Source organism: Candidatus Magnetobacterium casense (genome assembly GCF_000714715.1).
GTDB lineage: Bacteria > Nitrospirota > Thermodesulfovibrionia > Thermodesulfovibrionales > Magnetobacteriaceae > Magnetobacterium > Magnetobacterium casense.
Genome location: NZ_JMFO01000050.1, coordinates 1 through 13,118 on the forward strand (window position 1 = coordinate 1; position 13,118 = coordinate 13,118).

The following is a 13,118-nucleotide window of genomic DNA, read 5'->3' on the forward strand; positions in this document are numbered from 1 at the left end:
GAATGTTGATTCTGATGGTATATCTTGTATTTTTAGCAAATCCACATATCTTTTCTCAGATTTGGCATCGTTTTTAGAGATTCTATCAAAAGACTTGTCGTAGGGTAATTATAGACAACTTTGGCTACAAACGCTCTGCCAATTGCATACCTCTCCTTGAGTTTACGACCTATGCATTGACTGTCTACCCACCACATATGTCTTTCTATCTGAACTATCTCCAGGATTGTAACTAACTGCTTTTGTTTCTTGGTTATTGGATCGGTAAGTATTTCTTCCAACTCTGGGAACAGTACCCGTTGTATATTTCCTGCTAACCATGATATACTCTCTAATAACATTTGTTCTCCTTTTAGGCTATTATATTTAGGTGTTATATTATAGCACAAAGAGAACTAAAAAAGGTTTAGTTTAGGAGTTTTGCAAGAGGCTCTACATATAAACAATTTGGTTGATATTAAATTGGAAGAAGATATTATAAAAGTTAATGAGATAAAGGAAGCTATAGAAAACGATATGCTTTTAGATGGTTGTTATTGCATTAAGACAAATTTAATTGAATCACAAGTAGAAAAGGAAACGATACATAACAGATATAAATCATTATCACAAGTAGAACAAGATTTTAAAAAGATGAAAACGACACACCTCGAAGTAAGACCAATATATCACACAAAAGAAAAGAGAACAAGAGGACATGTGTTTTTAGTAATGCTTGCATTGAGACTTTTAAATGAATTTATAAAGAAAACATGTGAAATGGAAGAACCAATAGATGAACTAATTTCAAGTTTAAATGAAATAGTATGCGTAGATGAAGAAATAGGAGGTGTAATAATTACGAGGGTGGTAAAACCGGCAGGTATAGCCGAAAGAGTTTTAGAAAAACTTGGCATACAAATTCCTGAAGTGTTAGGCACTGTTTGTGCGAATAATTTTTAAGCAAATCAACATAGAATGTTTATTATAAAGGCTTTATAGGGACATATCGAACTCTCCAATCTGGAACTTCCGCTAAAAAGCGGACATTTCTATTTTGCTGTGACAATGGTAATTTTTGGACTTGACAATTATGATGGCATTGGTATAACATATAATAATAGGGGTAGGTAAGAATAATACCATTGCTCAATTGGATGTAATCATGAGTCAAAAGGCTGTTATCTCAGCTTTTTGAGAAGACAGAGTCCTTCCCCTTATTCCGATGAATGTGTTATGAACGTAACGCTCGTATCGACGACGGCTGACCTTGTGCAGGAGGCGGCTGACAGACTGACCGCGCTGCCACCCACGACAACGGGATGCAACTATAGCAACAACCTTGTGATCTTCCCCGGTAAACGACCTGCACACTTCCTCAGAAAGACGCTGGGACAGAGGGCCGAGGGCTGCTTTATCCCGCCAAAGGTGTTTTCGATAGACGGCTTCGTGGACTTCATCTACGAGGACGTACTTGGACTCTTTGCCCCCGCACTTGAGACCATCGACGCCGTGGCCATACTGTACAAGTGCCACAGGGAACACTCCACGCAGGAGTGGGAACACTTCGCCACGCCGGATAGCTTCTTTGGCATCGGCATGAGTATCTATCGCGACATAGAGGAACTCTGCATCGAAAAAAAGGGCGTCGATATCACCTCCAGGGTCGAGGAAATCTTCAAGGACACGTGCCCGCTGCACAGCATGCACAACATACGGAAGCTGTCGTTCTTCTATGAGGAATTCTACAAGACCGCCAAGGTGCTGAACTACTCCACGCGCTCACTGCGATACGCAACCGTCTCCGAAAGGATCAGGGAGGCAGACCTCTCCCGGTACGACAAGATACTTGTCCTGGGGGTTTATGGCATGACAACCTCGGAGATAGACCTGTTCAGGGGGTTTGGCAGCAATGACAGGGTGGAATTTATCTTCCAGGATGGCCCCGGCATCCACGACCGACTAAAGGCCCTTGGACAGGAACGTCCTGCAGCAACAAAGAAGGTTACGGACATTGCCCCGCTTGAGAGGACGGACACGGAGCAGCGGATTGAGTTCTACCGCTCCCCCGACGTCCACGGCCAGGTGTTTGCATTGAACTCGCTGCTGACCCGGACACAGCCCTTCAACGAGCGCACCGTCATCGCCCTACCGTCGTCGGAGACACTATTTCCGCTGCTGTTGCAGGGACTATCGGTATTTGACGAAGCCGACTACAACGTCTCCCTGGGATACCCCCTGTACCGGACGCCGCTCTACGGCTTCCTTAACAACCTAATGCAACTGATCACCACAATGGATGGCCACCGCCTGTATATCCATGACTATCTGAGATTTGTCCTGCACCCGTACACAAAAAACGTCCTGCTCTCTACCAGGGCGGATGTCACACGGATCATGTTCCATACCATCGAGGATGAGCTGTCACCAAACCGCACAAAGACATTCTTTTCGCTGGAGGAGCTGGAAAACGACATGGAATTGTTTGACTCCATCGCCAAGATACTTGGCAATTTATCGGATTCGCTCCTTACAGTCGCGGGGTCTGACTCGCCAGCGGAGCACGAAGCCAAGGGAATCAGAGACCACCTGATCGACATTCACAACAACACGATCAGGCGATTTATGGGCTTTAAGGACACCGCAGACTTTGCCACACAGTGCATAGCCATCATTAGCTACATCTATAGTGAGAGCACGGCCCCGCTGCACCCGTACTTTTATCCGTTTGCCGAGGCATTTGCCACGACCCTGCACAAGATCGTTAACTCCCAAATGGCAGAGATACGGTTTGTGCAACCCGCCGGTTACTTCAATATGTTTAAGAAGTACATATCCACGTGCCACTGCCCCTTTACGGGGACGCCGCTTAGGGGGATGCAGGTGTTGGGGTTTATAGAGACGCGCAACATCCGGTTTGACAACGTGTATATTCTCGACGTCAACGAGGGCGTGCTACCCGGTACGACGCTTGAGGATTCGCTGTTGCCCTTTGGGGCACGTCAGCAGTTGGGACTTCCGACCGCCGTGGACAGGGAAAAGCTGTCGGCCTACTACCTGGAGACACTCATAGCGGGCGCCAAGGAGGTCGCCGTCTTCTTCGTGGAAAACGACAAGATGGAAAAGAGCCGTTTCGTAGAGCGTCTCCTTTGGAAGCAACAACAACGCAACAAAAATCTCAGTGACGACAATCTTGTAAGCTCCATCCAGTACAAGATTGAGCTTAAGGGCAGCTCTCCGGAGCCGGTGGCAAAGACCGAGGCCATGCTCAACGTCCTGCGGAGTGATATCCGCTACAGCGCATCCGCCCTGGAAACCTATTTGGTGTGTCCCTTAAGGTTTTACTACAAGTACGTCCTGCGTCTCGACAAGAAAGACAAGGCCACTCAGGACATAGAACCAATGGACATCGGCAGCTTTGTGCATCACGTGTTGGCGGAGTACTTCAGGAAGCTTGTTGGAGTTCCGCTCACGTCCGGAAATATCGACCAGGGGCATATGCTTGTCTGCCTTGAGGGGGCATTCAGGAAGTTCTACGGCAATGACCCCAGTGGTGCGGCATATCTCCTGAAGCATCAGGTCAGGCGGCATCTGCTTGATTTTCTGACCGGTTACACTGTCCCCGTTGTCACAAACACCAGGACGGTTATCAAGTGCGTTGAGGAGTCCGTCAGCGTTAAGATGGGACAATTCAGGCTCTACGGTGTGCTCGACAGGGTTGATATCCGTGATGGTACCGTGCTGATCCTCGATTACAAGACCTCCGCCAAGATAGCGATGGCCTTGGGCAAGCTCGATCTGGATGATCGGGAGAGTTGGTCGGCGGTATACAACTGCGTGCAGTTGCCGTTTTACCGGATGCTTTATGCGCAGAGATTCGGGGTTACGGCAGAATCGCTCAGTTGTGCGCATATCTTTCTGGGGCGGTCTGTGATTGATGAGGGTATCGAGGTGCCCTTCCCCGAGGATGCCTACGGGGTCATTGAACAGTTGATTCGGCTCGTACTTGGCGAGATCGTGGAGCCGTCGGTCCCCTTTGGTCCGGTCAGGGATGCAAAGAAGGTGTGCGCAAATTGCGTATATCGTTGCATCTGCGGCACGTAGGAAGATAATAAAGAAGAAGAAAAAAGGGAGACGGCTCCGCTTCTTTTTCGCTCCAGGAGGGGTCAGCGACCCCCGGCTCAATGCGCTCCTGGCTCCCTCAGACCCACCTGCAAGGGGAGGGGTGAGGCACCCCGGCCACGAAGAAGTCCCCTTGACCCCTTCCATGACAAAACACCTTTCTTAGTAGTCGCTGCTGGACTTTGAGAAGATCATCCTGCCTGCGGTGGTCTGCAACACGCTGGTGACTACTACGTCTACGTTTTTACCTATGAGCTTTCTGGCGTTTTCCACCACGACCATTGTCCCGTCATCGGTGTAGGCAACACCCTGATTGGACTCCTTGCCCTCCTTGATAATGAAGACCTTCATCATCTCCCCCGGCAGCACAACCGGCTTGAGGGCATTGGCCAACTCGTTGATGTTGAGCACGGGGACGTCCTGAAGCTGGGCCACCTTGTTGAGGTTGAAGTCGTTGGTGATAATCTTTGCGTTCATCATCTTGGCCAGCGCCACGAGCTTTGAATCCACCTCGCGGATCTTCTGGAACTCCTCCTCGATGATCCTGACGTTTATGCTCGAAAATTTTTGCATCCTGTGCAAGACGTCCAGCCCCCTGCGACCACGACTGCGTTTCATCGAATCGGAGGAATCGGCTATGTGCTGCAATTCCTGCAAAATAAACTGCGGAACTATAAATGTACCCTCTAAAAAGCCGGTTTCACACACATCTGCAATCCTGCCGTCGATAATGGAACTTGTGTCGAGGATTTTGACGTTTTCTTCGATATTTTGCCCTCTGAATATCCGCATGAAACTGGCGGAAGTCAACCCTTCACCCTTGGTAAGACCTAACAGCAGCCCTGTATAACCAATCACTGCCTCAAATATGAACGCTGCCGTGTTGATCTCCCCCAGCAACCTCTCAATAGGATATATGATTAATCTGGCAAGCACAATGCCAAGAAAAAGCCCTGCAATCCCCCCTACAACCCTTCCTAACCGAAACCTCCTCAGAAAATACTCCGCTGCCGATACCATAAATCCCAGCAACATCCCTGCCGCTGCCCCCTCGAGTCTAGCATCATACTCATGTCCAAGCATAAAGCCTATTAACCCAAAAATCAGGACAATCATCAATCTAAAAAATGCTACCATTGTTTACACACCCTTTCTCCTTATATAAAATTAGCTCTGGAGACAACCTTGCCCCCTTATCTGTTCTCTGACATGCCTGCCAGTGACACAGGCTCATATTTAAGCATGAAAAATTTATTAGATTTTTATTATAATAATAGCAATGATTAATAGCAAGAGCAGTACTATAAATGTGGAGGAACGATATGTTTAAGAAGTACTTGTTGGCTCCGGGGCCAACCCCTGTCCCACCTGAGGCGCTCCTGGCCATGGCAATGCCTATGATACACCACCGTGCCCCGGACTTTGTACCGATCCTGGATGCGGCAAAGAACGGTCTGAAGCGGCTGTTTCAAACACAAAACGACGTGCTCATTCTGTGCAGCACCGGTACGGGTGGCATGGTGGCCTCCGTCAATAACTTCTTCAACAAAAACGACAAGGTTGTTGTCATCGACGGCGGAAAGTTCGGTGAGCGTTGGACGAAGATATGCAAGACCTACGGTCTGGACGTCAAGGAGATAAAGGTCGATTGGGGCTACAGCGTCCGCCCCGAGGTTTTGGCGGAGCTTCTCAAAAAGGAAGGCAACGTCAAGGGCGTATTCGTCCAGGCAACGGAGACCTCCACTGGTGTAAACCACGACGTTGAGGCGTTGGCCAAGATCGTTGGCAGATACGATGACACCATCCTGGTAGTGGATGCCATCAGTGCCCTGGTTGCCCACGACATCAGGACGGATGCCTGGGGGATAGACATCATGGTTGGAGGCTCACAGAAGGGGCTTATGCTTCCACCGGGGCTGGCCTTTGTCAGCGTGTCTGAGAAGGCCTGGAAAAAGGCCGAGTCCTCCAAGCTCGAAAGATTCTACTTCAACCTCAAGGCCGAACGCAAAAAGCTCCAGGAGAATCAGACCAACTTCACCTCGGCCGTTACGCTGATAATCGGACTGAACGAGGCAATCAAGCTGCTAGAGCAGGAGGGATTGGCAAACGTCTTTGCCCGTCACACCCGCCTTGCCCATGCCACGCGGGAGGGGGTCAAGGCCCTGGGACTGAACCTGTTCGCCAAGGAACTCCCCAGTAATTCGGTGACGGCCGTAGAGGCCCCAGACGGAGTTGATGGCCAGAAGATATACAAGGTGCTCAGGGAAAACTACGGCGTAACCACGGCAGGCGGTCAGGACCAGGTAAAGGGTAAGATATTCAGGATAGCACACTTGGGGTATGCCGACAGATTTGACGTGATCGTGGCGATCTCTGCTGTCGAAATGACCCTTAAGAAGTTGGGACATCCGGTGACTCTTGGCAAGGGGGTTGCCGCCTGTGAGGAAATCTTAGCATAGCGTGTTTCATTTTTTCTCCCACGAGAGGGCAGGGATTATGGCAGAGGCGCCAATCCTCTTCCCCGTGGGGAGCTATTGTAGAATACTGTATGCCCTGTGGTTTTTCATGGTTAGTAGCCCTTGTAGCCGTTTGTGATAGGGAAACGTCTGTCCTTACCAAAGGCCCTGTTGGTGATCTTGATCCCGGGTGGGGACTGCCGGCGTTTGTACTCGCTGTTGTCCACCATTTTCAGGACGTTTCTTGTGGTTGTTTCGTCGTTGCCAAGTGCGATAATCTCTTCGTAACTCATCTCTTTTTCCACGTATGCGGCAAGGACGGGGTCAAGCATGTCATAGGGGGGCAGTGAGTCGGTGTCCTTTTGCGAGTGTCTGAGTTCGGCCGTAGGCTCCTTAACCAGCACCCTCTGAGGTATGAGTGGCGTTGCGGATGCGGCATTGCGCCAGCGGCAGAGATCGTAGACCAACGTCTTTGGGACATCCTTGATGACAGCAAAGCCCCCGGCCATATCCCCATAGAGCGTGGCATACCCCACGGACATCTCCGACTTGTTGCCCGTGGTCAGCACCAGGGAACCAAACTTGTTGGATAGCGCCATAAGAATATTGCCACGGATGCGAGCCTGCAGGTTTTCCTCTGTGGTGTCAACGCCTCTGCCCTTAAAGGATGTCTCCAGTTGCTTGAGATAGACGGCAAAGATATCGCTGATAGGGATTTCAATAACATTGATGCCAAGGTTTGCCGCCAGCTCGCAGACGTCCTGCCGTGACTCCTCAGAGGTGTATGGCGAAGGCATAAACACACCCGTTACGTGTTCCTTGCCGATTGCGTCAATGGCCAGCGTGGCGACGATTGAGGAGTCAATCCCACCGCTGAGACCAATCAGCACAGAGCTGAACCCGTTCTTTCTTACATAATCGCTTATACCAAGTCTCAGAGCATCGTATACCTGCTCCTGCTTGCTGCCTCCCATAAATGGAGCGGGGAGCACCGGAGGAGTCCCCTGCAGAGGGGGTTTGGCAGAATCCCTCTGGTTGCAGACAAAGACACGCCTCATGTCGCCGTTATCGGGTGCCTGATATCTGTTACGCCGCCGTGGGTCCTGCAGGCGTGACAGAAACACGGATTCGATGTCAAGATCGATTACGATAAAGTCTTCGGCAAACTGCGCCCCCCTCCTGATGACTTCACCCGTTGGGCCAATAACAAGGCTGTTGCCGTCAAAGACAAGTTCGTCCTGTCCGCCAACGGTGTTGAGGTAGGCCAGTATGATGACGTTGTCGGAGGCGCGTGCACAGAGCATCGTCTCTCTGAAGCGGGTCTTGTTGATACCATAGGGTGAGGCGTTGATGTTTATTATAAGCTCCGCACCATAGAGTCCCTGTCTGTGGGCAGGGCCATCGGGATACCAGATGTCCTCACAGATGTTTACACCCACAAGCGTATTGCAGATATCATACACGGGCAGTCTGGTGCCGGCCCTGAAGTAGCGAACCTCATCAAATACGCCGTAGTTAGGCAGAAGCACCTTGTGGTATACGTCTACGATGTTGCCGTCACAGAGCATTGCGCAGGCATTGTAGATGTCGTCCTGCATGTCCACAAAGCCAACGATAGCGGCTATGTCTTGCGTTTTCCCCTTTATCTCCTGCAGGATGGTGAGATTGTCCCGTATGAACCGTGGCTTTAGCAGCAGGTCTTCGGGCGGATAACCGGTTATGCACATCTCAGGGAAGGCGACAACATCCGCACGCATATCCCTGGCCATGTCCATGTACCTGAGCACCTTATCCCTGTTACCGCCAAGGTCTCCCACGGTGGGATTTATCTGAGCCATAGCCAGCCTTAATGTCTTCATAATGCTCTAATTATAACTGATTCGGATAAAAAAAGGTAATAGTTTGCTTTGTTGAAAATCAAGCCTGTGGTGGACCACCGAAGCTCCCGGGATTTGGTTGGAGGCGAGAGCCTTGATTTAGGCGGGTTTAAGCCGTATAAAGTGGCGGTGCAGGGATTTGAACCCTGTGCAGACATGCACATACATCCTTTAAGATCAACGGTATACAGATATTTTAGCCTCGAAAAAACCGTCAACAGATCGTCAACAGCCCATTAAAAGCCAGGTTTCGCTATGCTAAAATTTAAGCCGGGAATTTACTTGGGATGAATCATTTTAGAGGTCAAAAAATAGCATCTAAACTCCGGTGTAAATGTCAAGAATAATTTTTAAGGGAGCAGTTTGTATTTTAGACAGTTCTATATTTATCGTGATTTTAGTTACGCCCTGTTCTCGTCGAAGATGGGATAAAGTTTATTTTATCGGTAGGATTCATAATTATCACGTATTTAGGTTGATATTATAAGTATATCATAAAATATATTACTTTTTTATTAAGCATTCCTGACTTGCATTTAGGATGTCCAGCTTTTATTATCACAATGCGAACCTTCTACGGATAAATCTATATAGATAGAGTTTTATCCCACATATGCATTTATACCAAGTTGCGTTCAAACGAGGTAAAAATCTGTTCATCTACAATTGCCTAACAATCAAGTTCTCTGTAGATAAAAACCTCATCCTCTGAATGCAACTTGGTATTACACCCAGGTATACAATACTCATAGGCTACGCCCGTGTCCCTGCTGATGATCAGAAACTGGACATACAAAAAGACGCTCTAACCCAAGCCGGTTGTGAACGTATCTTTGAAGATATATTAACTCTACAACGACAATTAAGAAATCAAACCGTTCAAAATCAAAGGTTTAAAGGTTTATATGTGTTAGCGGTAGTTGAAGTTACCGCATAAATCAGCAGTTTTGGATAGAAAGTGACCTTGTAGGGTTAAGCGGTGCTAAACCCTAAAGGCTAGGGTTGATCTCTGCATTAGATTACTCCAGAAAGGGTGATGTCATTTTTGCCCAAATACCAATAGGCAGGTGAGTGGAGTAGAAAGAAAAACTCGCCACGTATCAACTGATTGAGATGTTTTTAAGTATTCATCGAACAGTGTTTATCCAGTCTAAAAACGCTCCTACACTCAAGATTCTAATCCCTTCATACTGTTTAAGCGGTAGGAGATGTTTCTTATCACCAGTTACTATCAGATCGGCTTTTCCTGCTATAGCGCATTCCAAAATGTGGTTGTCTGGTGGGTAATCCAAAGCGACAATCTGTACTTGAGGTTTTACCAACTCTGAAAATCCTAACAGCAAGGTAATTACATCTTGAGCATCCTGAATTGACCAACGGAACTTTTTAACCAGTACGGTTTCAACTTCTTGCAAAATAAAATCTGACGTGACGTTTATAAACTCCCCTTCTACTGCTCTCTCTAAAATGTTGGCTGGTAATCGACCAAATGCAACCGCAGAAACGATGATATTAGTATCAAGAACGACTTTTAGCATTCATTTGTTCATCACGGTACTCTTCAATAAGGCGTTCCACATCCTCTTCGGTCTTGATTCCCACTTCAATTGCCTTCTGATAACCATAACGAGAAAGTCTTTGCCATTCCTTTCTCAAGAAATGCCTCTTTACTGCCTCCTGAAGCCACTCATTTACAGTGCAGTGCTCACTTATAGCAGAAGCTTCCACCTGTTTTAAAATTTCTGGCATTAATGAAATAGTTACTGTTTTTGTTCTATGCATAGTTCTACTGTACCACTTTAATACTAAGGAAAGCAACTCAAAAAAAAGTGGTAAGATGAGGGGACAACGAATAGAAAATTAAAACTATACTTTCAAAGGTCATAGAACGAGTTTTTTTGAACACTGAAGGTTCAAAGTTTAAAGAATCAAGAGGGTTGTAAATACTCAACTTTCCCGGCGCAGGACACCTCTCTTGGATGGGATGCAGTTATTAAAGTTTTCTCCCCCCTTTTTAGGGGGTGCCTTCTGAGAACAACCGACCCCTACTAATAAGGAATCACGCTACAGAAGGCATATTTAGCATAATATGTTTTTATAAAGATGTCAAGCTCTGTTTTGGCGAAGCTATTTACTAGAGCCATGTGTGCCTCTACCATTTTTTTACTGTATGAGTTTATACTATATCATATGCCAAGAAAGAGCAAGTCTGACAAAGTACCAAAAGAGTTTCAGGAGATATTTAATAGGCTCACTGAACTCACAGATGATATATGCAAGAAGCATTTAAATGAAGAGTATGCGATGCTTGCGAGGCAGGTTACTGCTTCCTTATGTCGTAAGAGACCTTCACCGTTGATATCAGGAAATATAAACTCGTGGGCGTGTGGTATTCTTTATGCGCTGGGACATGTGAATTTTCTATTCGATAAAGCGAGCGAACCATATATGAGTGCCATAGACCTTTGTGAAGCTTTTGGAGTACCTAAGAGTACTGGTGCCAATAAGTCTAAGATTGTTCGGGATGCCCTTAATATGACACAACTTGACCCTAAATGGTGTTTACCTTCCAAAATGGATGATAATCCTATGGCTTGGATGATTATGGTCAACGGCTTTATAGTTGATGCTCGTTCATTGCCTCGACATATTCAGGAAGAAGCTTGTCGCAAGGGTATAATACCGTATATGCCAGCCGACAGAAATAAATCTGAATGAGTGCGTTATCACAGAGGGCATTGAAGCAGTATTTATATGGTCAGTCAAAAGAAATGCTGATTGAAACTGATAAGATAATCATAAACCCTAAGTTTAAAGACCTAATCCCATCTTTCAATGAGTGATGAACTTGCTGGATTAGAGGCAAGCATTTTAAATGAAGGCTGTAGGGACGCCTTAATCATTTGGAAAAACAATGGTGCTATGGTTTCTAAGGACGGCGACCAGCAGGAGCGGATAGTACATCTAACGTTTTGCCATTTATATACTTTCCCTCTTAAACAGCTCATGTTACACACGGAGTTCTTGTAATGCACTGAAACTTGCCTGTAGCACTTTAAGGGATAACACTACAGTCCGGCGTGGTCACATCGCTTAAGCACAGTAACAAAGTCATAAAGGCTATACCAACACTTCTAAATCTATGACGTATCGGTCATAGAGTATGAACATTTGTTCATAGATAAGGATGGCGTTCTGCATAGGATTACTTGGTCGTATATGAAGGAACCGTTATACTTGAAGCAAAACTGATTTACAACCAACACGACAGACTGCATGTGTGCTGTGCTTTAAGTTACTTTACAGTTAGCACGCTTGGTGGCATGTTATTTGCTTTGCCATTATCGATTGCTATTACCTTGACAATATCATATTAAAGCATAGATTGTTGATTGTAAATGGTTTTAAGTGTTACATGTGCTCAATGCTAAACCTTTTAAATTCAGAGGTTTACATCCTAATATGACATTGTCAAATTACATGCATGGGAACAAAGTGCATGTGTTTCATTTATGAAAGATTATGATAATAGGGATTTAGCAGGCTAAATAAAAAGAATAAGGAGAGATAAAAAAGATGTCAACAGAAGGACTGTTTAGTAGATACAGGAAGAGACATAAAGCACTTGAGCAAAAATACAGTGAACACCTGATATACTTATGTGCTAAACATCCATTAATATATATAATAGTATTGCAAAGTGTCATTTTTACTTATTGTATGTATGGGACACGATAACTCAGAGGGATGATAGTTGATGATATGGAGGAATAAAGGGTGAAGGTAAAGATATTTTCACAGTATTTTACGATTGAGGAGTTAATGCCAATAACTGTCATGGAAGCAGAGAGCAGGATTATTAGGCACACGTTGAACCACTGTGGCGGTGATACAGAGATAGCCTCATACGCACTTGGTATAACACGGGAGGAGTTGATAACTAAACTAAGCAATTGCCAGAGAAGTGATCATAAAGAGGCATACTATGTATAGTTATGATTGCAAATACCCGTCTATAGTGGTAAAGACCTTAACAGATTACGCATTGAATCTTTTAGATTGTATTCCGTATAATGTCTACATAATCGACGGCAATGATTTTTCGGTGGAGCCTCTTGCAAAACTCCTAAACTAAACCTTTTTTAGTTCTCTTTGTGCTATAATATAACACCTAAATATAATAGATTAAAAGGAGAACATAATGTTGAGCCTCTTGCAAAAAGAAATCAAAAATCCCTACAAATATCTACTCTCTCATCTTTAATGAGGTCTAAATTTTATTCACTCACATAAAAATCTCCAAATCTTCTATTTTATCGGACATAATTGCCAATTTGTTCTGATTTTAGACGCATTTCTCCCTCATAATGCTAAAACAACCTTTTTTTAGGTATCTTTTATCGTTTAGGTTATCAGTTTTAACATTTGATCGGCAAATAAGACAACAATTCCGATCATCAAGTGCATCTTTACTTTCATGCTTCCCCTTACCAAAACATTATTTCCACCAAATTCGGTCTTCAATCTACCATTGACTCTTTCGATTGTAGTACGTTCATTATATCTTATAGCCTCTGCAGTGGACATTGGTAAAACGCTGCCACGGCGAGGATTTTKKCTATTATTGGTACATGTCCAAGATTTTTGCTTGTATCGTATATTGTTTTTGCGTCGTAGGCTGAAT

The 13,118-nt window shown here is 45.7% G+C and carries 10 protein-coding genes and 1 pseudogene; 6 read left to right on the forward strand and 5 right to left on the reverse strand.

Going from position 1 to position 13,118, the window contains the following annotated elements; all coding sequences use genetic code 11:
- Window positions 1–32: 32 nt before the first annotated feature.
- Window positions 33–341, reverse strand: a complete 309-nt coding sequence (locus Mcas_RS15480; RefSeq protein ID WP_040336463.1) for a hypothetical protein — start codon at window positions 339–341, stop codon at window positions 33–35.
- Window positions 342–420: 79 nt separating this feature from the next.
- Here Mcas_RS15480 and Mcas_RS15485 point away from each other — a divergent pair, with 79 nt between their 5' ends.
- Both Mcas_RS15485 and Mcas_RS15490 read left to right on the forward strand, forming a co-directional pair.
- Window positions 421–942 (forward strand): transposase, encoded by a 522-nt coding sequence (locus Mcas_RS15485; protein WP_040336464.1) that lies wholly within the window; start codon window positions 421–423, stop codon window positions 940–942.
- 273 nt (window positions 943–1,215) lie between these two features.
- Window positions 1,216–4,083 (forward strand): PD-(D/E)XK nuclease family protein, encoded by a 2,868-nt coding sequence (locus tag Mcas_RS15490; RefSeq protein ID WP_040336465.1) that lies wholly within the window; start codon window positions 1,216–1,218, stop codon window positions 4,081–4,083.
- Between the two features lie 180 nt (window positions 4,084–4,263).
- On the opposite strand, the gene Mcas_RS15495 is transcribed toward Mcas_RS15490, so the two are convergent.
- On the reverse strand, window positions 4,264–5,238 hold the full coding sequence (locus Mcas_RS15495; RefSeq protein WP_040336466.1) for a PIN/TRAM domain-containing protein: 975 nt from the start codon (window positions 5,236–5,238) through the stop codon (window positions 4,264–4,266).
- 185 nt (window positions 5,239–5,423) lie between these two features.
- Here Mcas_RS15495 and Mcas_RS15500 point away from each other — a divergent pair, with 185 nt between their 5' ends.
- Window positions 5,424–6,560, forward strand: coding sequence for a pyridoxal-phosphate-dependent aminotransferase family protein (locus Mcas_RS15500; RefSeq protein ID WP_040336467.1), 1,137 nt, complete (start codon window positions 5,424–5,426; stop codon window positions 6,558–6,560).
- Between the two features lie 110 nt (window positions 6,561–6,670).
- Here Mcas_RS15500 and Mcas_RS15505 read toward each other — a convergent pair whose 3' ends face one another.
- Complete coding sequence (locus Mcas_RS15505; protein ID WP_040336468.1) at window positions 6,671–8,416, reverse strand: NAD+ synthase; 1,746 nt, start codon at window positions 8,414–8,416, stop codon at window positions 6,671–6,673.
- 760 nt (window positions 8,417–9,176) lie between these two features.
- On the opposite strand from Mcas_RS15505, the pseudogene Mcas_RS19365 reads away from it, so the two are divergent.
- Window positions 9,177–9,284 (forward strand): annotated as a pseudogene (locus Mcas_RS19365) (recombinase family protein); the annotation flags it as partial.
- 277 nt (window positions 9,285–9,561) lie between these two features.
- Here the strand turns inward: Mcas_RS19365 and Mcas_RS15510 are convergent.
- Both Mcas_RS15510 and Mcas_RS15515 read right to left on the reverse strand, forming a co-directional pair.
- Window positions 9,562–9,972, reverse strand: coding sequence for a putative toxin-antitoxin system toxin component, PIN family (locus Mcas_RS15510; protein WP_040336469.1), 411 nt, complete (start codon window positions 9,970–9,972; stop codon window positions 9,562–9,564).
- Window positions 9,953–10,216: a hypothetical protein gene (locus Mcas_RS15515; protein ID WP_156033426.1), complete on the reverse strand. Its 264-nt coding sequence runs from the start codon at window positions 10,214–10,216 to the stop codon at window positions 9,953–9,955. The genes Mcas_RS15510 and Mcas_RS15515 overlap by 20 nt, the downstream gene beginning before the upstream one ends.
- Before the next feature lie 408 nt (window positions 10,217–10,624).
- On the opposite strand from Mcas_RS15515, the gene Mcas_RS15520 reads away from it, so the two are divergent.
- Together Mcas_RS15520 and Mcas_RS15530 are read left to right on the forward strand one after the other, a co-directional pair.
- Window positions 10,625–11,152, forward strand: coding sequence for a DUF6398 domain-containing protein (locus Mcas_RS15520; protein ID WP_040336473.1), 528 nt, complete (start codon window positions 10,625–10,627; stop codon window positions 11,150–11,152).
- 1,059 nt (window positions 11,153–12,211) lie between these two features.
- Window positions 12,212–12,427, forward strand: coding sequence for a hypothetical protein (locus Mcas_RS15530; protein WP_040336472.1), 216 nt, complete (start codon window positions 12,212–12,214; stop codon window positions 12,425–12,427).
- Window positions 12,428–13,118: the final 691 nt, after the last annotated feature.